This window comes from Streptomyces sp. NPDC059256, assembly GCF_042753785.1.
Classification (GTDB): domain Bacteria; phylum Actinomycetota; class Actinomycetes; order Streptomycetales; family Streptomycetaceae; genus Streptomyces.
On record NZ_JBHYZO010000002.1, the window covers coordinates 135,460 to 156,716 of the forward strand.

Here is a 21,257-nt window from a genome sequence, read left to right on the forward strand (position 1 = left end):
CGACGAGCCCGCTCACCGACCGAACCGTTCACCACCCGCCCCATCGGCACCTGCCAGCCGCCCCCCGTCCACCCCGGCCACACACCCACCCGGCACCCACCCGCACCCACCCGCACCAGCCCGTCGCCGCACCCGTCCAAGGTCCGACAGAGGTCTGTACCTGTCATGGGTGGCCGCCCTACCGTCAGTACCCCATCAGCCTCAGGAGGCGCAGTGACGGGCAGCGCGGACATCGTCGGCGTTCCGGATCGACTGCTGGCCGCCCTCGGGGTTCCCGCGGACGAGGAGCGGCTCTACCGGGCGTTGTTGACCCGCTCCCGTGCCACCATCGCCGAACTCGCCACCGCCACCGGCTGGGACGCGGCTCGGGTGCGCCGCCGCACCCGCGCGCTGGAGAAGCGCGGCCTGTTGACCAGGCTTCCCGGCCGCCCGGTGCGGTTCCGCCCCGCACCCCCCGACGCGGCGATCGAGGTACTGGCTCTCCAGCGCCGAGGAGAGCTCGAACGGGCCAGGTTGTCGGCCGCCGCGCTCGGCGACGCGTTTCGATCAGCCGCGCGGCACCAGGTCGACGGCCTGCCCGCCCTACAGCTGCTCAGCGAGTCGGAGCAGGTGGCGCAGCAGGTGGCCCTGGTACAGCGGTCCGCCCGGAAAGAGCTGCTCATCGTGGACCGCCCCCCGTACGCCGTACCGTGCGAGCCGGCAGCGGCGGGTGTCCGCCGACGTACGATCCACGATCGCCGCATCGCGGACGTGCGCTCCGACGGGGGCGAGGAGAGTCGTGCGCTGCTGGACGCGCCCTTGAACCTGGTGATCGCGGACCGTCGGATCGCGGTCGTCGCCCTGGACCGGTCAGGCGATGCGCTGGTCGTCCCGCCGTCCACCCTGCTGGACGGACTGGTCGCCCTGCACACGCTGCTGTGGGAACGCGCGGTACCCCAGGGCCCGCAGGAGTATCGCCCGCTCGATGAACTCTCCTACGACGATGAACGCCTGCTGGCACTGTCCGCCTCGGGCCTGACGGATCAGGCCATCGCCCGTCGACTGGGAGTGGCCCAGCGCACGGTGGAACGCCGGATGCGGCGGATCATGGACGTACTGGGTGCCCGTACGCGCTTCCAGGCCGGTCTTCAGGCCGCCAGGCGCGGGGTGATCAGTGCGGAGCGTACTGGCCCAGGAACATATCGACGCCGCTGATCAGCAGTCGCTCGGTGAGATCGTCGTCCATGACCGTGCCGTAATGGCCGAACACCATGTGCGGATGGACCAGCAGGGCGTACAGCTGGAGCGTGGCGACCTCCAGATCGGGGATGACGAGCCTTCCCTGCTCGGCGAGCGCCCGGAGGGTGTTCGCGACCACGGGGTGATGACCGCTGGGGGTATCGCGGTGCCAGGCCCTCCCCAGCTCCGGAAAGCGGTGCAGCTCCGCGGCGACGAGCGCGCGCAGGGCGGCGAACTCATGGTCGTTGCGCACGGCGCCGATCCAGGACCGGGCGGCATCGACGAATGCCGGGCGAAGGTCTTCCGCATCGGCTAGCCGGGCCAGCGGAGCGGCTGAGTCCTGCTGTACGGGTTCGTCGAGCGCACCCGCGACCACGGCGGTGAACAGGGCTTCCTTGCTCCCGAAGTGGTTGTAGACGGTGACCTTGGAAACGCCCGCCTCGGCCGCGATGGCATCCATGCCGACCCCGAACCCCTCACGGAGGAAGAGGTCGCGGGCCGCCTTGACGATGGCCTCCCGCTTGCGTTCGGCCCGGGGACCGCTGGGTGCGGGCCGCTGCGGGCTCAGCTCCTTGTCCACGCTCATGGGCAACGAGCCTAGTCCAGATCTGAACTGAACTGTTGAGTTCATCTGTACTGAACTGTACGGTTCATTTATTCAGGGAGCCGCACCCGCGGCCCACCGCCGAGCGAGGAGCAACCGTGCCCTGTGCGCCCGTTCACCCCACGCACCCCCACCACGACCAGCCACCCCCCGACCCCCGGCGCTGGACGGTGCTCGCCCTCATCTGCGTCGCCCAGTTCATGCTGGTCCTCGATGTCACCGTGGTGAACGTGGCCCTGCCCGATATGGCCGCGGACCTCGCACTCGACCGGGCGACGCTCACCTGGGTCGTCGCCTCGTACACCCTGTGCTTCGGCGGACTGATGCTCCTCGGCGGCCGACTCGCTGACGCCCTGGGTGCGCGCCGCACCCTGCTCGCGGGATTGGCGATCTTCACCGCCGCCTCCCTGTTCACCGGGCTCGCCCAGAACGCCCCCGCGCTGATCGGCGGACGGGTCGCCCAAGGAGTGGGCGCGGCCCTGCTCTCCCCCGCCGCCCTCGCGATCGTGACCACCGGATTCCACGGCGCGGAGCGCAACAAGGCCCTCGGGGTCTGGGCGGCGATCGGCGGCACCGGCTCGGCAGCGGGCGTACTCCTCGGCGGTGCACTGACCGCGGGGCCGGGCTGGCCCTGGGTCTTCTACGTCAACGTCCCCGTCGGCCTCGCCCTGCTCGCCGCCCTGCCCGCGCTGGTACCGGCCAGGGCACCCAGGCCCGTCCGACTGGACGTTCCCGGCGCGCTGCTGGTCACCGCCGCCACCGGAACACTGATCTACGGCCTGGTCAGAGCGGGCGACAGCGGCTGGAGCGACCCGCTGACCCTACTGGCGCTCATCGGAGCCGTCGCCCTGTACGGAGGGTTCGCGGCGGTCGAACGGTCAACCCGGGAACCGCTGATGGACCTGACGATGCTGACCCGCCGTCCGGTAGTGGCCGGATCGTTTCTGATGCTGATCGCCACCGCCCTGTTGATCTCGTACTTCTTCCTCAGCTCCGTCCACCTCCAGCACATGCGGGGCTTCAGCCCGATGGAGACCGGACTGCTCTTCCTCCCGGTGGCAGTGGCCGTCGCCCTGGGCGCCCATCTCGGGTCACGCCTGGTCGGCCGGATCGGCAGCCGGGCCTGCGCGGTGGGCAGCCTGACCGTCGCGGCGGCCGGCAGCACCCTGCTGACGTTCGCCCCGACGGCAGCGAACGTGTACGTCACCCTGCTGCCGGGCCTCGCCGTCGCCTCGCTCGGCATCGGTGCGGTGTTCGTGACCGCGACCACGACCGCCCTCGCGATGGTCGCCCAGGAGGAAGCCGGGCTCGCTTCCGGAGTGGTCAACACCTTCCACGAGGTCGGCGGTTCGGTCGGTGTGGCCATGGTGTCGACGGCCGCGGCGACCGGCATAGCCCAGGGCACGTCCGCCGGGTTCACCGGCGCGTACACCCTGCTCGCCGTGACCGCGGCGATCAGCGCGGCCCTCTGCGTCGCCCTGGTCCCGCGCGGAAAGCCGCAGCTGACCGGGGGAGTCCATGTCCACTGAACCGCACGGCACGGACCTGCTGATCCGGGAGCTCTGCCGGGCAATGCTGGACGAAGTGGCCACGTCCGACAGCGGCATCCAACGACTCCGAGTGACCGGTCTGGGCCGCCACTTCGCCATCCCCGCCGAGGACGCGGTCCGACTGACACATGCGGACGGGCCGGAAGTCACCTCGTACGTGTCGCACATCGAAGCCGAGTGGGAGCCCCCCTGGCTTGCGGACACCGACAGGACCTGGGAGCCGCTGCACCGCTGCCTGCTCACCGGCCCGACACCCCTGCGGTACGCAATCCTCGGCGGCCACTCCCTCACCGACGACAGCGACTATCTGACCCGCCTGGTGCCCCCGGGCCAGGTGTCCCTGACCGCGAAAGCCCTGGCGGAGGTGGAAGAGGGCTGGCTGTGGGGGAAGTTCTCCGACCTGGGCCTGCGGGGCGACTTCCACTGGGCACGCGAGGGCCTGACAGAGGTACGGGAACTCTTCGCCCTGGCAACGAAGGCCCGTCGAGCAGTCCTGTTCACCGCAAACACCTAGCACCGCCCCGCCCCGAGGCCGGACCGTCATCCGTTCACCCACCCATTGGACCGCCCCCGTACGCACCACCAACGAGGGCCGCCCACCGCCGGCTACCCCGACTCCCGCTCTTCCCGTTCCTCCCGCTCCATGGCAGCAATGGCCCGCTTCCGCCACCGAACAACCAGCACGCAGACACCGACGACAACGACAACCGCGACGACGGGAACCCCCCAGATCAGAGCGAAGAAGGCATATCCGAGTGACTCCATTGCGACCCCCCTGTCCCCGTTGATCAGTGGCGTGTTCGTGATCAACGGCCTCTGTACGGCTTCGTTGCGACCAGGGCCGCCGTCACTGCAGCCTGAGGAGGTCAGCCGAGATAGGGCCGCTCACGGCGCTCCAGGAAGTGGCGGATCCGGAGTCGCTGCGTGTGGTGCATCGGCAGTTGGTCGATCTCCTCCGGCCGGACGAACCGCAACTCCGTGGACTCGTCCGAAATCGCCAGCCGGCCACCGATCATGCGGGCGGTGAAGCAGACGTTGAACTGCCTGCGCACTTCACCGTCCGAGTAGGCGATGATGTGCCGAGGGTCGGTGTACGTGCCCACGAGCCCGCTGATCTCCACGTCCAGACCCGTTTCCTCCTTCACCTCGCGAACGGCCGTTCCCGGGAGTGAGTCGGTCATCTCCATGCCGCCACCGGGCAGCGCCCAGAGATCGCTGTCCCGACGGCGCTGAAGGAGCACACGCCCTTCGTCGTCAGTGACCACGGCGGAGGCGGCGACCACCAAGCTGTTCGGGTCGGGTGCCGCTGGGTCGTCGTAGTACTCGGTCCGTGCCATGGTCACCCTTCCCGTACCGGCGTCGTGGTCTCCCACACCGCGTCGAAGCTGCCGGCGTACGTGTCGAACATGCCGCCCTCTCCGCTACGCCGAAGATGCCATACGGGAGCACCGTAGGCGTTCACGCCCCAGACGTGGGCATTGACCAACGCCTGATCGTCAGCGCGATAGATCGAGTTGTGGAGCGTGGTGGCGTGGGTCCGCACCTCGATGCCAGGCACCCCGGCCAAGGGGCGGTAGTGCATGAGGGCAAGTCGGCAACGGGACTCGATCCCAAGGCCAAACCTCTCTTCTTCGCCGCGCTGTTGAACATGGGGCGGCCCGTGATGATCACCTTCTGGCGGCCTGGGTGCTCGTGCTCCGTCGTGGTGAGGTGCTGGGCCTGACGTGGAAGTCCGTCGACTTCGAGACGGGTGAGCTGTACGTGGACCACCAGATCCAGCGGGCAGGGCGGCAGCTCCTCCACCGGGAGACCAAGACGGAGGAGTCGGCACATCTGTAGCTCGCTCCTGCTCGCCCTCAAGGTGCACCCGAAGATCGCTCAGCGCATTCTCCGCCACTCGCAGATCGCCATGACGATGGAGGTCTACGCGGAAGCCAGCGAAGAGGAGGTGCGGGAAGCGATCGGCAAGCTGTCCGAAGCCATGGGCGGCACCACCGGCTGACACGGTTGCGGTACTCCGTTGCGGTACGGCAACGAAAGAGCCCCGCTGGAATGATCCAGCGGGGCTCTCACCTGTGTGCACTCGGCAGGATTCGAACCTGCAACCTTCTGATCCGTAGGATCGGGCGAGCCTGCGGCAGGTCCCCCAAAGCCCCTTCCCCCTGGGCGCTCGTGAGAGTGGCCGACAGCCGGTGTTCGTTGTCGTTGCCGTCAGCGTTGCCGTCATCCAGTCCGCTTGCCGGCAGCTCGAACCGCCATGACTCATCGGCCTGTAACTTCAATGTATGACTTCGGGCGCTGAGGGTGGGGCCGCGTTCACTGCGGAGGCGGCAGGAGGTGTTCTGGTCCAAGCGTGCCGGGCCGCCGGTTTGGACTCCACGGGGGCGGAGTTGTTGAGGCTCGGCTCCAACGCCGTGTATCGATTGCAGACTTCACCGGTGATCGTTCGTATCGCACGGGATCGGGACGCTCTGTCGAACATGTCTCGGGTGGTTCGGGTGGCTCGGTGGCTGGAGGCCGAGAGCTTCCCCGCGACTCGGGTGATACCCGGCCTGGAGCAGCCGTTCACAGTGCAGGGGCGCGTCGTCACCTTCTGGGTGAGCGATCAGGATCATGACGAGTACGCGGACCTGACAGAGCTGGGCGATCTACTGCGGCGCTTCCACTGGCTTGAGGAACCGGACTCCTTGGGCCTGCCGTACTACGACCCCTTCGGGGATGTCTGGGACTCTCTGCGAAGTATCCACGGCGTCAGTGATGACGATCTCTCGTTCCTCGACGAGCGTGCGAACAAGATCCAGAAGGAGTACGACCGGCTTGACTGGGTCCTCGACTTCGGCATGATCCACGGGGACGCGAACGTCGGCAACGCCATCCGCAACAGGAGCGGCAAGCCCCTTCTGATCGATCTCGACGGGGTGTCCCTGGCCCAACGCGAATGGGACCTCGTTCTCACGGCGCTCTACTACGAGCGCTTCGGCTGGCACACCAAGGCCGAGTACGACTCCTTCGTCTACCACTCCGGATTCGACCTGCTGAACTGGCCCGGATACCCCGTGCTGGCTGACCTCCGAGAGCTGAAGATGACGCTCTGGGTCGGACATCAGGTCACGACAGATCCGAAGTTCGCGACGGAGTTCGTACGACGGGTACACGCGCTTCGGACGGGCGGAAGCAGGAAGGATTGGCAGCCGTTCTGACCAGCCTCAGGTGCGGGTGAGGTTGTCTGCGGCGAGCCAGAGCCGGTGGTCCGCGGCCTGTTCCTCAAACTCCCGGACCGCGGCTGTGGTGCCCGCCCGTGCGAGATTCTGGCGGAACTCGGCGAGGTAGCTGACACACCGGGAGGACTTCAACTGCTCGCCGAGATCGAGGGCATCTGATGCCACTCGGCAGGCTTCCTCCGGTTCACCGGCGTGCATATGGGCGTCCGCTAAGACCATCGTGGCGAAGAAGTCGCTCCGAACATGGGTACCGCTCATCGCGTTCTCCGCGTGGCTGACCGACTGGCGGGCGCTGCTCACGTCACGGAAGCAGTGGGCGGCTTCCGCGGCTAACTCCACCTCGTCGAAGTACGTGATCCACTCCGGCTCGTCGTCGTTGTTGCGTCGATCCAGTTCGCGCGTCGCCTCGGCGAGAGCGATCTCGCAGCCCCGGCCGTCCCCACTACGGGCGAGAGCACGCGCTTCCATCGCATGGAACTGTGCCAGCAGGGTCGGAGTCGCCACACGCGAGATCCCCATGCGGGCCGCCCGTGCGAGAGTCGCACCTTCCACGTACCGCCCGAGGAAAGTGGCCTGATGGCTCATCGCGGAGAGAACACTTCCCGCGAGTCGGCGATCGTCTCCGTCCTGGGCGAGCCTGAGCGCCTGGAGAAGGTATCGCTGTGCAAGCCCGTGGTGGCAGGCGTCGTACGACATCCACGCGGCGAGGAGCGTTGCTTCGGCGACTGTCGAGAACAACGCTCGGCCAACGGCCTGGGTGTACCGGCCGGAAAGAAGCGGGACGACATCACGGCTGAGGTACTGGATCAAGCTCTGCCTGGCGTGGTCCCCGCCGAATCGATCATCGAGCTGAGCAAACATGTCGGCGGTGGACTTGATCACCGCGATGTCGGCGAGCCCAACTCTGGGGCTTTCGCTGGACGGCTGCGCGGGGAAGGACGCTTCCGGCGCCACGAGCCAGCGGAGCGAGGCTTCGTTCCATGCCGGCTGTGACGGGCTGGACGTCAGCAGGGGCTCATGGCCGTTGAGGTCCGCTCGCCAGAGCCTTTCGACATTGGCGAACACCGCCGCTGGGCTCTCGGGATATCCGGCATCGAGGACGGACTCGCCGAACTCCGCGAACGAGTGCAGACCCAGTTCCACAGGGGTGAGGTTGAGAGCCTCGCAGAGGAGCGGGCCATAGAACCCGTCTGGGACGCCATGGCCGTTCTCCCAGCTGGCGATGCGGCGTTTCACACTGGCGTCGGACGGAAGAGTGTGGCCGTGCCTCGTTGCCACCTGCCGAAGTTCGCGGATGAGTCGCGGCTGGCTCCAGCCTCGCTTGCTGCGAGCGTCAGCCAGAAGATCGCTGATGGGATGTCTGCGGTCGGTAATCCCTGCCTCCCCCGGCGGAGTTCATGCAAGACGCCATCGTCCTCCCTCGAATATAGGGAGTTGAGCGCATTCTCGCTTCCCGAAATATGGGACTTCGCGCGATGCGGTGAGAAGTAACCCGGTCAGGGGGTGACGAGACTCGTCACCCCTTGTCACCCCTCGTCATCTGCCTTGATTGGCCCTCGTTCACGAGGCTGGTCGTACGACGGCAACCGGTCGCCGTACGACTGACTGAGGTGGGCGACGTGCACACGATGACCAAGCGAGGCATGGATTGGCTGTCCGCTGCCGCTGATGATCCGGACAAGTGCCGGGCCCGTTGGGAGGACGACCTGCGGTCGCCTCAGACGTTCTCGACCGGTCGGCACTTCGACGTGGTGGTGATCGACCAACGGATCGGTGTGGAGACCTTCGATCAGCTCCAGCGCTGGGTGATGCCCACCGGCGCGGTCATCGTCGACACACGTGCGAAGCAGGTCGGGTTCTTCCTCGCATCAGGCTCCCGCGACCGGTTCGAGCGGGCTCTCGCGAGGGAGGCGGCTGACGGCACGATGCCTGCTTACAAGTACCTGGAGCTGGGGTCGTGTGTGGTGGTCCCGGGTCCCATGCCGCTCGCGAGTGATCGGTATCAGTGGCTCAACCCTCCTGGCCGACTGGCGGAAGCCTTTCCGCTTCGGGTGATCGCCCTGGCGGTGCTGCTGGTCGCCTCGGCTCGGCTGGTGGAGCGGGTCGACAGGTACGGCGAGCGGTACCCGACCGCAGAGGCCGCGATCGCTGAAGAAGCAGCGGAAGCACACGCCGATGCAGGGTGATGCGGCCAGTTGGTCCCCCACGGACAGCGGCGCCTGGTACGCGGCAAGGGATGCGACCGCCGGGCTGAGGGACGCCCTGGTCTCAGCCGGCCTGGAGAAGGACTTCCCCTATCTGCAAGCACAGATGAACGCCTTCGGGCACGGCCTGGTCGAACTGGGCCGAGTGTCACCCGAGACCGCGGAACGACTGGCCCAGCTCCTGGAGCGTGCCCTCTCGTGTGAGTGGGTGGCGGACGGGGCGTGCACCAGACAGACGGAACTGGCAACTGACCGACCCCCCGGCCCAGCACGAGAGGAGTGACGACATGACGGATCGCAGAGGCGTGACCGCCAAGCGGGCAGAAGATCTACTGCCGGGAATCCCCTACGTACGTGGCTGGTCGAAGGGGCACCGTGGCGCAACGGCCCTGGCGACCGCGTTAAAGACACTCGGACTGGAGACGGACTTCCCCGGCCTGCGGGCCGATGTCAACGTCGACGGCGACGGACTCGTGTGCCTGGGCTCCGTAAGCCCGGAAGCCGCCGACCTACTGGCTCGGGCGCTGGTGGCGGGGCTGGCCATGGAAATCGCCGACCGAGCCGGAGCGACTCTCGGGGATCGCGCACGGGCGTGACCCCCCTACCCATTCGACGCCTCGGCAGACCGCGTAGGACCGGCCTGCCGAGGCTGGCCGACCAGCTTCTGAGGAGCTGACCGACGTATGCGCAAGCCTATTACCCGACTGCTTCGCCATGCCCTGCAATGGGTGTTCCCCGGCTCCGGACGTCACCGACCGGCGACAGCCTCGCCCGTGACAACACACAGGGCACCGAGCCCGCGATCGGTCTGGGGTGCTCCATGGACCACTCCGACACCCCCTCACGTCATCGCACGCCACACACCGCTCAGGGGCGAAGACACCCCGTTCCTCAGGCCGTACGTGCAACTCGACGACACCATCCGGCTCCGAACCGTGCCCCTCCCGCGTCGAGTTCTCGTACACGCGGGGAAGGGCCTCGACCTCCCGCACGTCCCCATCGGGACTTCTCCGGACGGACCGCTCCTGTGATCGCCGAATCGCTCACCTCTCCTCCCCCAGCGGCCTTCACACCTAGATGCGTTAAGTGCGGTCGCAGGACAGCTGCCCCCGTGCGAGTGGGATGGGCTCCCCAAGCGAGCGGGGCCGACGGAACCCTGTTCGCCTGCCCACGCTGCGCACCTGACCTCAACCACGGCCCCACGCCAGACGAAGACACCTTGTACCGCGGCCCAAGGCTTGGCTGAGCCCCAGACCCGGTCATCCTTTACTGCCCTTGGTAGAAGGGGAGCACGGCGAAAATTGATATTTTACCGGGGCTGAGGTCAATCTAGCGCTGGGCAGAAACAACAATTGATTCGAACTCGACAGAGACTCGTTACCCAGTGACCTCGTCGATTCGACGCTCCCACTCGTCCATGATGGCTTGCCCGTCCATCACTTTCTGGATAGCCCCTCTCATCTTTTTAGTCAGGGGGCGCATCGATTTACTCAAGCCTGAGACCCTTTGGAGGGAGTCTGAGAATTCTTGGAACGATACCATGTTCCTTCGTCCGATCTGGGCAAAATCTCGAATCGCCTTAAAGAATTCTGTGGCCTGCTCGCTCTCGTAAGTCTCCGCTCCCTCGGATTCCACCTGGCGAAGAATTCCAAGAATGCCCGGGTCAACCTTTACCAACTCCATGGAGTATTGCACTCCAAGTTCACTCATCCTTTCCACAGGTTCCTTAATTTGTTCAGAAAGTTGGCGGGCAGCTCGGAGTCGGCCCGCGAATCCGGCACCGCGGGCATCAGACTTTTCCATGTCCGCCGAGGCTTCCCTCGCGGCTTCGCCGATCTCCTGAATCGTGATCGCGAATTCGGACATCACTTCACCCCATCGAGGCAGGGCCGACTCTGCCTCAGCCATCAATTCGAGCATGCCGGGCTCTTCTTCTGCGTTGACATCCTCGGCCAAATTGACGGGCGGAGGTTCAACTTCCGCCGCGCGTTCGAGGATTTCGACCAAGCGGGTAGCTAGGCGGTGTACGGCTTGGCGGTATTTTGGCGAGTTTTCGTCCTCCAGTCGGAGTTCGGTCCAATTCTCGTACTGCCTCTTTGCGATGAGCGTCATTACGTCGTCGGACGTGTCGCTTTTGTGGAGCCCAGGGACATCGATATACATGATTGGGAGCAATAGTTCGTCGAGCCCCAAACTAGCAGCGTGGCCAGAAAAGGTCAGCACCTCCCTACGACATTCCTCGCTTTTAAAAAAGCGGGGCGTCACAATAGGCATGAAGAAAGTCGAACCCGTGAGAGCCGTGTCAATCCTATTGCGCCACTCGTCACCCCATTTGATATCCTCCTTATCAAGGAATACATGCAATTCCTCTGCGGTGATAACCTCGAACTCGTTTGCGATTTTGTTGGCGAGTCGCCTGATTCGCCCGTCTTCGATCTCGTCATCGCGGTGGGTGTAACTCCAGAACCCAGCGGCTCCGCTACTTGTTGCCATATACGCACCTTAGGTGGCGCCCAGGTGCGATTTCACAGGGTTCCAGATCATCGATTATCGATCATCTGCCCCTGATAGAGGTGGTGATATGCGGGTAGGTCGTGATGGACTTAGGGTCTTCGGGTATCGCTAAGAAAGAAGGTCGGCGGAGCGAGTTTGGCTGGTGTCCTGCCCGGTTTGGGTCGAGACCCGCTGGCGGGGCCAGATGGGCCATGCCGGAGTGTGGCGAAGACACGAGCGGCAGGCCCGGCCGCAGCCGGGCCGCGCGCCACGGGCAGAGCGAGGCGCCTTGATGACATAGAGAAAGTTGAACCAGCGTCCTGCAAGTTCGGGCTACAGCGGGTCCTAGACTTTCAGTTCCTCCCCTGGGAGGTGGAACTGCCCCAAGGCGAGCGGTGCGCCTTTCTGATTGACCGTCAGGCGGGTGATGGGAGCAGTGGCACTCCCTCCGGTAGGCGAAGGGCCTGGGCCCATCACACCCGAGCAGGCGGCTACGGCGATCCTGGCCTCCGGCATTGGCTGGGAACGAACTCGCTCCTATCTGGTCTCGGAAGCAGAGGCCCAGAGGATCTTCGAAGAGTACGCGCGTCTGACCTTGTCCTTGCCGGAACTCGTCGATGCGATGGGCGGTGCCTCCAACGGGCCGACCGTGCAATCGAGCGGCTCGACGGCCAAGCCAGTGACTGAGGGGAAACCCCATGTTGATCACCATGTCGGCCGTGCTCCTGCGCCGTCGCTCTGTCTCAAGGCGCTTCGGATGCGTCGCGCGCAACAGACGGGGGACCGGACTGCCGCGGGTGACCTCTGGCAGGACCGGCACGATCTGATCTTCACGACCAAGTACGGGACCCCGATCGAGCCGGGCACCTCACCCGGATGTTCGCCCTGCGCGCACGGCGGGCCGGCCTTCGAGTGATCCCGCTACGGAACACCCGGCACACCTGTAGTTCGCTCCTGGTCGCCCTCAAGGTGCACCCGAAGATCGCGCAGCGCATCCTTCGGCACTCGCAGATCGCCATGACGATGGAGGTCTACGCCGAAGCCAGCGAAGAGGAGGTGCGGGAGGCGATCGGCAAGCTGTCCGAAGCCATGGGTGGCACCACCAGCTGACACGGTTGCTGTACTTCGCTGCTGTACGGCAACGAAAGAGCCCCGCTGGAATGATCCAGCGGGGCTCTCACCTGTGTGCACTCGGCAGGATTCGAACCTGCAACCTTCTGATCCGTAGGCGAGTGCGTTACTGATCCCAGGGCCCAACTGGCCCCCACTTGCTGCAACACACCGGCGCTGGAAAGGAACTTCGGTCCGTGTTTGTGCGCCGATGTATGTGGCCGTTGATGTCAGGGACTGATGTCATGGGTGGGTCCCGTCGGACGCTGATACAGCGCTCCTGACCTACGGTGGGGCAGATCAACGATGCGCACGAGTTCGAATCCGCGACGCTCGTAGTAGCGATGCAGTCCCGGGTTGTCCTTCCAGGCGTCCAGTCGTAGCCACGACTTACCAGCTGCTGTCGCTCGGTCGACCGCCCAGTTCAGCAGTTCCTTGCCCACACTCCCCCCTGCCGCCTCTCGGCTCACTGCCATGCGGTGCACGTACAAAGCGGCGTCCGGCCGATCGGACACGCCCCAAAACTCGGGGTCAGCGAAGGAATCCACTTGCAATGTCGCGATCGGGTGGCCGTCCTGGACTGCGAGGAAGCACTCGCCCCGCTCAATCGCTTGAACGATGCGGTCGCGGTGCGGCGGGTACTGCCATTGATCGATTCCTAGTGAGGCGAGCCAGACGGATGCCTCCGTGAGGAGACCTTCAATCGTGCCCAGGTCGGCGAGGATCGCGGTTCTGATCTCAAGATCGGTCATGCGTCTTCGCTCGGTTCCGTGCGGAAACGCTCGTACGAAATGACGTGCCGATCACCAGGCAGGGTACTGATGGCGACCCGAACGGGCATCCCCTCTGCGGTGTGCCCGGTAACCACGTGATAGCCAACGGGGGTACCGGGGCTCAAGTCAAGGCGGTGCGTCTCGTCAGGGGTCGGCATCCTGATGTAGATCTCATCAAGAGCACGCACCTGCCGATATCCCAGATCTGCGAGCACTTCGTTCGCACCCCTGGTGATGTCTTCGGGCCTCATGATCTCTGAGTCACGCACGATGCTCAGCGGAAAGTAGCTGTCGTTGATGTTGAACGGTTCACCGTCTAGGTAGCGCACGCGCTTCCTCACAGCCACAAGCTCACCTGGTTCGAGACGCAGGCGTTTCGCCACTTCCGCAGGCGGGTCCACGATCGCCACTTCGATCTCTTGCCGTGGCTCACGTCCCTCTTCAGAGAACTCCGTTCTAAATGCGTCCATCTCGGGCGAGTAGGGCCGCTTCCGGAACTCAGCTTGTGGTCGGAACACCATCGGCTGCCGTCTACGCACGAAGTGCCCTTGGGGCCTTGCCGAGATCACCAGCCCTTCGTTGACGAGCAGCCCGAGCGCCTTGCGCACAGTCTCTCGGGACACCTCGTACCGCGCTCGAAGTTCTGCCTCAGTGGGCAGTTTTGCGTCCGACGCCAACGTGCCATCGGCGATCTGCTCGCGGAGTGCGTCCGCGATCTGCTGGTACATCGGGGCTCGCCCGAGTCGCGTCACTGCCATGCCTCCATAGAAGCCGCTGGTTGAACGCATTGTCCAGTCAATGTGGCCAATGCCCTTGCGAAGCGCCCTTCGATCTGCCAACATCCTGCCTGTAGCCATTGTACGGACAATGGCTACAACGCCTGGAGGGCTCTCGACTGAGGGTCTGAAGGAAGCGCTCGGTCTTTGAGAACTGAACAGTGAGCTTGATGGGGGTGAGAGTCCCCTGTCCCCGTGGGCGGCCGGGTGATGCCGTGGGCGGTTCGTTCGTGCTGGCTCTGGAGAACACCCTTCGGGGTGCCACCTGGCATGTGCCGCTCTGCTGTCGCGTCAGAGCAGTGATGATGACGCGCCGATTCTGAGGCTCGGGACTGGCCTGCCGTGGCAACGGCGTCCGGTGAAGCCCTGACCAACTTCCGCAGCGCCGTTCGGTGCTACGGCCGGTTGCCTCCCTCACCCGTACATGACGACGGGTGGGGTTGAGGGGAGCCGGATGGGTTCCAACTAGATGCGCCGTCCGGAGCTGGAACTCCGGACGGCGCGACAGGCATACCTGATGTGGAGGTCACCTGTGGTGACAAGGATGACAGAAACGGAGCGGGCTGCGTTGGCCCGGAAGCTGGCTGAGGCGAACAAGCGCAGCGAGACCGACGCCCGTGCTCGGGGTGGTCGCTGATGGGCGCACGCGTAGAAATCGTTTCGTTCGGCTACCTGCACGATGCGCCGCCTACCGCGCATCTGACGATCGACCTCAGGGCGCATTTCCGGGACCCGCACGTGTCCCCGGAGCTGCGGACCATGACCGCCGCTGACGAACCGGTGCGGCTGGCCGTGCTCAACACCCCCGGCATTACGGATCTGGTCGAAGCCGCCGCCCGTGCGGCGGTGGCGTTCGCGTCGGGCCCTGGTGGCGGAGTAGTGACCGTGGCTGCCGGGTGTGCGGGTGGTCGGCATCGTGCGCCGACGGTCGCCAACGCTGTGGCGGAGCGGTTGCGGGATGCGGGGCTCGGCGACGTCGGTGTCTACCACCGCGATATCGCCCGGCCCGTAGTGCGGCGCTGACGGCTGCCTGCCCTGCCTGTCTCGCACGGGTGGGGTGGGGAGCCGGGACAGCCCCGGACCCGCATCCCCAAGGAGAAACGCATGGGATTCCTCAGCAACCGCAGGGACGAAGCCAAGGCCGCCATCGCGGAGGGCAACCCGGAGCGTGCGGCCGACATCATCGTGCACGCCCTGCTGGAGGGCCCCGGAACCTTCGACCAGAACCTGACCGACATCAGCAAGGACGAGAACAAGAAGAAGTAGAGGAGACCCTCGTGCCGACGTACCACTTCCACGCCGAAAGGCTCGTCGACACCCTTACCCCTGGGGAGATCACGAGCGCCCAGGGCACGTTGACCGCGTCCTCGCCGCAGGCCGCTGAGGAGGCGGCCGAGCGCAGCTTGCGTAGCAGGGGATACGAGCCGACTGGCATCACGATCACCCAGAAGTAGGCGTACCTGCCCCATCTACACCCACGAGACGGTGCACCCCCTGGAGATTGCAGCTCCGGGGGGTGCTGAGCCGTTTCCACCTGCTAGGGAGAGAACGCGACTCATGACCATCATGCCCCTTCGGGCGGTCGACACCGCCCCCGCCTTCCCCGACCGTGAGCCCACCCCCATCGAGCTGAACATCATCGACCGGGAGATGCCGCTCATCACGGCCGAGGTCGATCTGTTGGATGTGGAGATCAGTGTCCTGGACCGTCCGGTGTCGGAGCTGGACGAACGCCGTATCCGCCGTGCTCGGCGGCGGGTGCTCGCTGCCCGTCGTGCCCTCACCAACCGCTCCACCGTGGCGGGGGGTGCGGCATGAACATCCCCCGCTTCCTGCGTCGGCTGCTCCGTCTGCCCGCTCCGGTCGCTGCCCCGCCCTCGACCCCGGATGGCACGTCTGAGGATTGGTGGGGCGGGTCGTGGATGTGGACCCCGGGGGACCTCGATGAGATCGAGGAGGGCGACCGGTGAACCGCTTCGCGAAGGGGCTCCTTGTCGCTGCTCTGGTCGCTGTGGTCGGTATGGCGTTTCGGGTGTCGTGGAACGCGCTGCGGGATGTCGCCACCGCGACGGGTGCGGACGGGACGGCAGCGTTGCTGTATCCGTTCGTGGTCGACGGGCTGATGGCGCTGGCCCTGGTCGCCGCACTCGTACTCACTGGCCCGGATCGGGACTTCGCGCTGCGGGTACTTGCCGCTTACACGATCGCTTCGCTGGTCCTCAACTACGTCCACGGATTGCACGGTCCGACCGGCAGCGGGGTGGTCGACTGGAGTCGACTGGCCGGATGGGACTCCGCCCACTGGGCCCTGGTCCTCCTCGCCACGAGTCTGCCGGTCGGGTCGATCTACTTCGGGTCGGACCTGGTCGCCAAGGTTCTGCACCACCAGCAGCGGTCAGACCCGACCGCAGACCAGTATGAATCAGTGGAAATCGACTGGGAGGGTCGGTCGGGGTCTGAGCTGCAGGAGTCGACCCGCTCCGGCGTTCCTACGGTGGCTGAACTGCCACCGGGCCAGTCGACTGAGCAGACCGCCCAACCCGATGCAGCCGACCCGGTCGGGGTGGAGTCGACTCCTGCCGCACGGTCGACTGGCCCGATTCCGGAGTCGGCCCGGTCGAGTCGACCGAACCGTACCCCGGACGAACTCCTCGCTGAAGCCCGGTCGACCACGGCCGACTGGCCCGACTCGGAGCTGACCGGGGAAGCGATCCGCCGAGCCGTGCGGACGTCGTCCGCGAACGGCCGGACCCTACGCGACGCGCTGCGGGCAGAACGGGTCACCAGCGGTGAGTCTGGGGCGGTGGCGGCATGAGCGCGCTCGCCCGGCTGGACCGGGCCCGCCGGCTCCTGGATTCCGGACCCTCGCCGGCCCTGCCCGGTCAGACCGTGATCGCCACCGACCCGCCCTTGGCCGTGCTGTCCCTGTTCTCCGGGATCGGCGGGTTGGAACTCGGCCTGGAACGAGCCGGGATGCGGACCGTCGGACAGGTCGAGATCAACCCGTACTGCCAGCGCGTGCTGGCCCACCACTGGCCGGAGGTCCCTCGCCATGACGACGTTCGTACCACCCTCGCCTGGTGGGACAGCCAGCCCCGACCCGGCGTCGATGTCGTGGCCGGCGGATTCCCCTGCCAGCCGTTCTCCCTCGCCGGCAAGCGACTCGGCACCACGGACGAACGGTGGATGTGGCCCGCGATGGCTGACGTCGTTCGCCGCCTACGACCCCGATACGTCGTCCTGGAGAACGTCGGGGACCTTGTTCGAGATGCCGACGCCTTCGGATGGATCCTCGGTGACCTGGCCGACTGCGGGTTCGATGCGGTCTGGGCAGTGCTATCGGCACCCCAGTTCGGAGCCCCCCACGCAGCCCGTAAACGGCTCTACCTCGTGGCCCACCCCCCGCGCCTCCATGGGACACAACGGAATCGCCTGGACCAGGGCCGAGACCGGCGATCACCGCTCACAACTGGAGGACTACCTGGCCTTCCTCTGGCTGCGCGCCGGGAATCCGCGCAGGCCTGGCTTGCGACCCAACCCGACGTGGATCTGCTGGTTGATGGGCTTCCCGGTCGGGTGGACCAACTTGCCGCCTACGGCAACGCCGTCCTCCCCGTCGCCGGCGAACACATCGGACACCTGATCGTCGCCGACGCACACACCAACCCCTGAGGGACCACAAGGAGCCCCGTATGGAGTCCCTACCCACCCCTGCCCGGGTGCGGCTGCCGGACGGCAGCCACACCTACGCCTACATCAACCCTGGCGACCTCCCCGCACAGCAGGTGCCGCAGATCGTGCACCAGCACATCCACCAAGCCCCACCCGACCGCACCGTTCAGCGGGTCGCGCTCGGGTCCGGGATCGGAGCCGGAGCAGTCGGGGCCAGCGTGTACTTCGGTCCGCTGCTGGTCGCCGCGATCACCTCCATGGCCGTATCCCTCGCCGTGGCCGCTCTGGTCGTCATCGCCATCACCTACGGACTCGTCACCGTCGTGCGATCCGTCGGAGGCCCGGATGGCAAGGCCGCAGCGAAGAACGTGCGTTCCCTGCGCCGTCGCTGACGGCTGCCTGCCCTGCCCGCCACACGCGGGCGGGGTGGGGAGCCGGGACAGCCCCGGCACCAGAAACGGGAGCCATGACCTCATACCCCCGACAGGACGGACGGCCGCTGCCAGCGTGGACCGCTATGTCTCTGGAGGCCCGGCAGGATCTCGCCGAGGAAACACCCCACCGCCTCCAGCGGCTGATGTACATGAGCAACGCAGTCGACGTGCCCGACGCCGCGTTCGCCGCTCACACCGCTGCCGCTGACCGCAGACTGCGGAAACTACTGCGAGACGACCCCAACGCCCTGGCCTACTTCAACGGCTGGACGTTCGCGGACGTGGTCAACACCGTCGATCCCATGCGGGCAGCGGAGGCGGAGTACTACCTGTGCGACGCGCTGATCGAGTACGGCACGCAGGTCCATGACACCCCTGGGCAACCGGTGCTTGACCCCTCCCTCTATGGCCTCTACGAGGACGACCAACGGGCCTGACGGCTGCCTGCCCTGCCCGCCATGCGCGGGTGGGGTGGGGAGCCGGGACAGCCCCGGCACCAGAAACGGGAGCCATGACCAGCCAGGAATACCGCGACAAAGCCGAACGCCTGTTGGCCACTCTGCCCGGACAGCCGATGCCGTCCCTCGACGCCGTACGCCTCGCGGACGTGTACGCACGCCTTGCCCTCTCCGCAGCCCTCGACACCGCCAACGAGCACGCCGAGGAGGCCCGTCGATGAACCACACCGACGAACCGCGGCTGACCGCAGCTGAGAAAGCGAAGGTCGCCGTGCTGGTGCTCCGGATGGCCAAGCGCGGCATCGCCGACCCCGACCGCCACGGACACGGCACGGTCGACCTCACCGACCTGGAGCGTCGGGTGGAGCAGGTCATCGACGGTGCCCGCAAGCGGCAGGAACGCGCCGCCAAATCCAAGTAGCTGTGCCCGGGGTGACCGCCCCTCTCGCCAAAGAACGTCGGTCACCCCGGCTTGACCCGCCTACCTGTAGGCAGAGCAGGAGAGTCCCATCATGGCTGATGCCATCGATCTGGGGAGTGTTCGTAGTCTCGATGAGCACCGTGCCACCCGGGCTCCTATCGTCTCGGTGGCCTTGACCAAGCCGGATGCCACGGACACGGTTGCCGGGAGTGTGGTTGAGGCAGTGGACCGGCCGGACAATCCGCTTGCGGACTGGCTCACCGTGCCCGACGCACCGGTACTGCCCGCGTGGGCACGCTCCCGAGCCTCGATCCAGGCCAACACCGCAGCGTTGGTTCGCCTGACGTGGTGGCACGGCCGCTACCACTCCCTACGCACCCCCAAATACCTCGTCAAAGCCGTCCTGTTGGCCGCGCGTGGCTTCTATCGGGCGGTCGCGGGGTTGTGGCCGACGCTGGCAGCGCAGGACCACACCGCCGCAGTGAAGGCCCTGCGCGTCCAGTGCCACGGTCGGCCTGGGGATGTGGAACTGGCGATACAGCTCCAACTCGCCCACGCAGCACGGACGCACGCCCGGCGCTGGCGGTTCGGGGCCGCCGCGACCGCCACCGCCGCCGCCGCGATCGGTATCGCTCTGGCACCCCCGATGCTCCAAGCCGGGATCACCACCGCGGTCGCCGTCCCCCTCGCCTACCTCGGACGGGGCAAGGAAACAGCGTTCCTCGACCAGGGTGCGCCGCCGCTCAAGGTGGACATGTCCGCACAGCAGTTGAACGACGCTTTGCGTGCCGCTGGCCTCTTGAAAAGCGGGAGCGGCAAGGATGCGGAGAGGGATGCTCCGCGGGTGTCGTGCTCGATGGGCCCGGTCCGTGACGGCCGCGGGTGGGCGGTGATCTTCGACCTCCCCCGGGGTGGCGGTAAGACCGCGTCCGACGTGCTCGCCAAGCGTGAGGTCATCGCCCAAGAGCTGGGGGTGGATGAGATCCAGGTCATCATGTCCCGCGTCCGGGCCGCGAAAGGCGGCAACGCCGGCCGGGTGTCCATGTGGGTCGCGGACGATGACCCCTACCTCGCGGCACCGGTCCCTTCACCGCTCGCCTCGATGGAGCGGTTCTCCATCTGGGACGCCGTGCCGTTCGGGCAGGACGCACGGGGCAACCGCGTCTCGGTGCCGGTGATCTGGCAGTCCATGTTCTTCGGAGGACTCCCCCGCCGGGGTAAGACGTTCACGCAGCGTCTGATGACCGCGGCCGGGTTGCTCGACCCGTGGGTGCGGCACTACGTCGCCGACTTCAAAGGCGGTCAGGACTGGATGGGCATGCGGCACGTCGCCCACCGCCTCGTCCTCGGCGCCGAAGAGGACGCGATCGACGCGTTCAAAGCCATGCTGGCCGAGTTGCTGGCCGAGATGGAGCGACGCTTCGCCCTGTTCCGCGGGCTGCCCACCTCCATCTGCCCGGAAGGCAAGCTCACCCCGCAGATCATCGAGAAGTACCAGATGCCGTTCATCTTCCTCACCGTCGACGAGCTGCAAGAAGCCTTCCTCGCCATGGACGACAAAGACCGTGAAGCCGTCGTGGACGACCTCGGGCGGATCGCCCGCCGCGGCCCGGCAGCCGGATTCATCTCCAACTACGCCTCCCAACGCCCGGACGCCAAGAGCGTGCCGACCAAGCTCCGGGAGATCATCACCATCCGGTGCTGCACCCAGGTCACCGACAAGACATCGTCGGACATGGTTCTTGGGTCGGGCAAAGCCGCCATGGGCGCCGACGCCTCCCTGCTCTCCGAGGAACACAAGGGCGTCACCGTCCTGGTCACCGGACCCGCCTCCTACGCCACCGTCAAGAACGACCTACTGACCACCACAGAGTTCAACGCTCTCGCCCTCAAGGGCCGGGCCCTGCGTGAGCCGCTGGGGCAGATCACCGGGGACGCTGCCGGGGATGTGGCCGCGGTCGCTGGTCGGGCAGGGGTCACCATTGCACCCGTCCTGTCTGACGTTCTGGACGTGATGCGGCACTCCGACCGGATGCACTCCGTCGACCTCCTCGCCCGGCTCGTCAACGCGGACGAAGACCGCTACGGGGACTGGGACCTCGACAAGCTCGCCGCCGAGCTGGACGCGGCCGGGGTCAAACGGACCACCAAGCAGATCAACATCAAGGGCAAGAACCTCGCCGGCTACCGCCGCGCCGATCTCGAAGCAGCCGTGCCCGAAGAACTCCTCCTCGCAGCACGGACGGTAGACCCCTCCCCCTCTACCGCCACCGCGAACTAGCCCCGCCCCCCAGGGCTCTACCCCACCCCCCGAAGTAGCGGG

26 protein-coding genes and 3 pseudogenes are annotated in these 21,257 nt (G+C 66.4%); 21 read left to right on the top strand and 8 right to left on the bottom strand.

Features of this window, described 5'->3' with window-relative positions:
• Positions 1 to 213 precede the first annotated feature (213 nt).
• On the top strand, positions 214 to 1,194 hold the full coding sequence (locus tag ACFXJL_RS05185; protein ID WP_384634293.1) for a helix-turn-helix domain-containing protein: 981 nt from the start codon (positions 214 to 216) through the stop codon (positions 1,192 to 1,194).
• Here the strand turns inward: ACFXJL_RS05185 and ACFXJL_RS05190 are convergent.
• Positions 1,151 to 1,804, bottom strand: coding sequence for a TetR/AcrR family transcriptional regulator (locus ACFXJL_RS05190; protein WP_384634290.1), 654 nt, complete (start codon positions 1,802 to 1,804; stop codon positions 1,151 to 1,153). The genes ACFXJL_RS05185 and ACFXJL_RS05190 overlap by 44 nt on opposite strands.
• Before the next feature lie 218 nt (positions 1,805 to 2,022).
• Here ACFXJL_RS05190 and ACFXJL_RS05195 point away from each other — a divergent pair, with 218 nt between their 5' ends.
• Positions 2,023 to 3,351 (top strand): MFS transporter, encoded by a 1,329-nt coding sequence (locus tag ACFXJL_RS05195; protein ID WP_384690310.1) that lies wholly within the window; start codon positions 2,023 to 2,025, stop codon positions 3,349 to 3,351.
• Positions 3,341 to 3,886, top strand: a complete 546-nt coding sequence (locus ACFXJL_RS05200; protein ID WP_384689353.1) for a DUF1877 family protein — start codon at positions 3,341 to 3,343, stop codon at positions 3,884 to 3,886. The genes ACFXJL_RS05195 and ACFXJL_RS05200 overlap by 11 nt, the downstream gene beginning before the upstream one ends.
• 92 nt (positions 3,887 to 3,978) lie before the next feature.
• Here the strand turns inward: ACFXJL_RS05200 and ACFXJL_RS05205 are convergent, their stop codons facing one another.
• The 3 genes and pseudogenes from ACFXJL_RS05205 to ACFXJL_RS05215 all read right to left on the bottom strand — a co-directional run.
• Entirely contained in the window at positions 3,979 to 4,137 is a 159-nt protein-coding gene (locus tag ACFXJL_RS05205) for a hypothetical protein (protein ID WP_384689355.1), read from the bottom strand.
• Between the two features lie 101 nt (positions 4,138 to 4,238).
• Positions 4,239 to 4,709 (bottom strand): NUDIX domain-containing protein, encoded by a 471-nt coding sequence (locus ACFXJL_RS05210; protein ID WP_384689358.1) that lies wholly within the window; start codon positions 4,707 to 4,709, stop codon positions 4,239 to 4,241.
• Positions 4,710 to 4,711: 2 nt separating this feature from the next.
• Positions 4,712 to 5,023, bottom strand: a pseudogene (locus ACFXJL_RS05215) (XRE family transcriptional regulator); the annotation flags it as partial.
• Between the two features lie 2 nt (positions 5,024 to 5,025).
• Here ACFXJL_RS05215 and ACFXJL_RS05220 point away from each other — a divergent pair.
• Both ACFXJL_RS05220 and ACFXJL_RS05225 read left to right on the top strand, forming a co-directional pair.
• Positions 5,026 to 5,374 (top strand): annotated as a pseudogene (locus ACFXJL_RS05220) (site-specific integrase); the annotation flags it as partial.
• 283 nt (positions 5,375 to 5,657) lie between these two features.
• Positions 5,658 to 6,572, top strand: coding sequence for a phosphotransferase (locus ACFXJL_RS05225; protein WP_384689361.1), 915 nt, complete (start codon positions 5,658 to 5,660; stop codon positions 6,570 to 6,572).
• Between the two features lie 6 nt (positions 6,573 to 6,578).
• Here the strand turns inward: ACFXJL_RS05225 and ACFXJL_RS05230 are convergent, their stop codons facing one another.
• Positions 6,579 to 7,829, bottom strand: coding sequence for a hypothetical protein (locus ACFXJL_RS05230; RefSeq protein ID WP_384689364.1), 1,251 nt, complete (start codon positions 7,827 to 7,829; stop codon positions 6,579 to 6,581).
• Positions 7,830 to 8,221: 392 nt separating this feature from the next.
• Here ACFXJL_RS05230 and ACFXJL_RS05235 point away from each other — a divergent pair, with 392 nt between their 5' ends.
• The 3 genes from ACFXJL_RS05235 to ACFXJL_RS05245 are packed head-to-tail and all read left to right on the top strand — an operon-like array spanning position 8,222 to position 9,393.
• Positions 8,222 to 8,779 carry a bifunctional DNA primase/polymerase gene (locus ACFXJL_RS05235; protein ID WP_384690313.1) on the top strand — a complete coding sequence of 186 codons (558 nt, stop codon included), beginning with the start codon at positions 8,222 to 8,224 and terminating at the stop codon, positions 8,777 to 8,779.
• The gene (locus tag ACFXJL_RS05240; RefSeq protein ID WP_384689367.1) at positions 8,769 to 9,080 is read left to right on the top strand and encodes a hypothetical protein; all 312 of its coding nucleotides are present in this window, start codon (positions 8,769 to 8,771) and stop codon (positions 9,078 to 9,080) included. The genes ACFXJL_RS05235 and ACFXJL_RS05240 overlap by 11 nt, the downstream gene beginning before the upstream one ends.
• 4 nt (positions 9,081 to 9,084) lie before the next feature.
• Positions 9,085 to 9,393, top strand: coding sequence for a hypothetical protein (locus tag ACFXJL_RS05245; protein ID WP_384689370.1), 309 nt, complete (start codon positions 9,085 to 9,087; stop codon positions 9,391 to 9,393).
• 781 nt (positions 9,394 to 10,174) lie between these two features.
• On the opposite strand, the gene ACFXJL_RS05250 is transcribed toward ACFXJL_RS05245, so the two are convergent.
• Positions 10,175 to 11,290, bottom strand: a complete 1,116-nt coding sequence (locus ACFXJL_RS05250) for a TIR domain-containing protein (protein ID WP_384689373.1) — start codon at positions 11,288 to 11,290, stop codon at positions 10,175 to 10,177.
• A 688-nt stretch (positions 11,291 to 11,978) separates the two neighbouring features.
• Here ACFXJL_RS05250 and ACFXJL_RS05255 point away from each other — a divergent pair.
• Positions 11,979 to 12,400 (top strand): annotated as a pseudogene (locus ACFXJL_RS05255) (tyrosine-type recombinase/integrase); the annotation flags it as partial.
• A 230-nt stretch (positions 12,401 to 12,630) separates the two neighbouring features.
• Here ACFXJL_RS05255 and ACFXJL_RS05260 read toward each other — a convergent pair.
• Entirely contained in the window at positions 12,631 to 13,152 is a 522-nt protein-coding gene (locus ACFXJL_RS05260) for a GNAT family N-acetyltransferase (RefSeq protein ID WP_384689376.1), read from the bottom strand.
• A complete protein-coding gene (locus ACFXJL_RS05265; RefSeq protein ID WP_384689379.1) occupies positions 13,149 to 13,901 on the bottom strand; it encodes a GntR family transcriptional regulator in 753 nt (250 codons plus the stop codon). Before ACFXJL_RS05265 ends, ACFXJL_RS05260 begins: the two co-directional genes overlap by 4 nt.
• Before the next feature lie 684 nt (positions 13,902 to 14,585).
• Here ACFXJL_RS05265 and ACFXJL_RS05270 point away from each other — a divergent pair.
• The 12 genes from ACFXJL_RS05270 to ACFXJL_RS05325 all read left to right on the top strand — a co-directional run bounded on the left by ACFXJL_RS05270 (position 14,586) and on the right by ACFXJL_RS05325 (position 21,215).
• A complete protein-coding gene (locus ACFXJL_RS05270) occupies positions 14,586 to 14,972 on the top strand; it encodes an ATPase (protein WP_384689382.1) in 387 nt (128 codons plus the stop codon).
• Positions 14,973 to 15,053: 81 nt separating this feature from the next.
• Positions 15,054 to 15,215 carry a hypothetical protein gene (locus ACFXJL_RS05275; protein WP_384689385.1) on the top strand — a complete coding sequence of 54 codons (162 nt, stop codon included), beginning with the start codon at positions 15,054 to 15,056 and terminating at the stop codon, positions 15,213 to 15,215.
• An 11-nt stretch (positions 15,216 to 15,226) separates the two neighbouring features.
• Complete coding sequence (locus ACFXJL_RS05280; protein WP_384689388.1) at positions 15,227 to 15,403, top strand: hypothetical protein; 177 nt, start codon at positions 15,227 to 15,229, stop codon at positions 15,401 to 15,403.
• 103 nt (positions 15,404 to 15,506) lie between these two features.
• Positions 15,507 to 15,767, top strand: coding sequence for a DUF6284 family protein (locus ACFXJL_RS05285; protein WP_384689391.1), 261 nt, complete (start codon positions 15,507 to 15,509; stop codon positions 15,765 to 15,767).
• Entirely contained in the window at positions 15,764 to 15,919 is a 156-nt protein-coding gene (locus ACFXJL_RS05290) for a hypothetical protein (RefSeq protein WP_384689394.1), read from the top strand. The genes ACFXJL_RS05285 and ACFXJL_RS05290 overlap by 4 nt, the downstream gene beginning before the upstream one ends.
• Positions 15,916 to 16,764, top strand: a complete 849-nt coding sequence (locus tag ACFXJL_RS05295) for a DUF2637 domain-containing protein (RefSeq protein WP_384689397.1) — start codon at positions 15,916 to 15,918, stop codon at positions 16,762 to 16,764. The genes ACFXJL_RS05290 and ACFXJL_RS05295 overlap by 4 nt, the downstream gene beginning before the upstream one ends.
• Entirely contained in the window at positions 16,761 to 17,621 is an 861-nt protein-coding gene (locus tag ACFXJL_RS05300; RefSeq protein WP_384689400.1) for a DNA cytosine methyltransferase, read from the top strand. The genes ACFXJL_RS05295 and ACFXJL_RS05300 overlap by 4 nt, the downstream gene beginning before the upstream one ends.
• 20 nt (positions 17,622 to 17,641) lie before the next feature.
• Positions 17,642 to 18,013, top strand: coding sequence for a DUF6251 family protein (locus ACFXJL_RS05305; RefSeq protein ID WP_384689403.1), 372 nt, complete (start codon positions 17,642 to 17,644; stop codon positions 18,011 to 18,013).
• A gap of 125 nt (positions 18,014 to 18,138) precedes the next feature.
• A complete protein-coding gene (locus tag ACFXJL_RS05310; RefSeq protein ID WP_384689406.1) occupies positions 18,139 to 18,492 on the top strand; it encodes a hypothetical protein in 354 nt (117 codons plus the stop codon).
• Between the two features lie 74 nt (positions 18,493 to 18,566).
• Positions 18,567 to 18,734, top strand: a complete 168-nt coding sequence (locus ACFXJL_RS05315) for a hypothetical protein (protein ID WP_384689408.1) — start codon at positions 18,567 to 18,569, stop codon at positions 18,732 to 18,734.
• Positions 18,731 to 18,934, top strand: a complete 204-nt coding sequence (locus tag ACFXJL_RS05320; protein WP_384689411.1) for a DUF6257 family protein — start codon at positions 18,731 to 18,733, stop codon at positions 18,932 to 18,934. The genes ACFXJL_RS05315 and ACFXJL_RS05320 overlap by 4 nt, the downstream gene beginning before the upstream one ends.
• A 91-nt stretch (positions 18,935 to 19,025) precedes the next feature.
• Positions 19,026 to 21,215 carry a cell division protein FtsK gene (locus tag ACFXJL_RS05325; protein ID WP_384689413.1) on the top strand — a complete coding sequence of 730 codons (2,190 nt, stop codon included), beginning with the start codon at positions 19,026 to 19,028 and terminating at the stop codon, positions 21,213 to 21,215.
• The last annotated feature ends 42 nt before the right edge of the window (positions 21,216 to 21,257 follow it).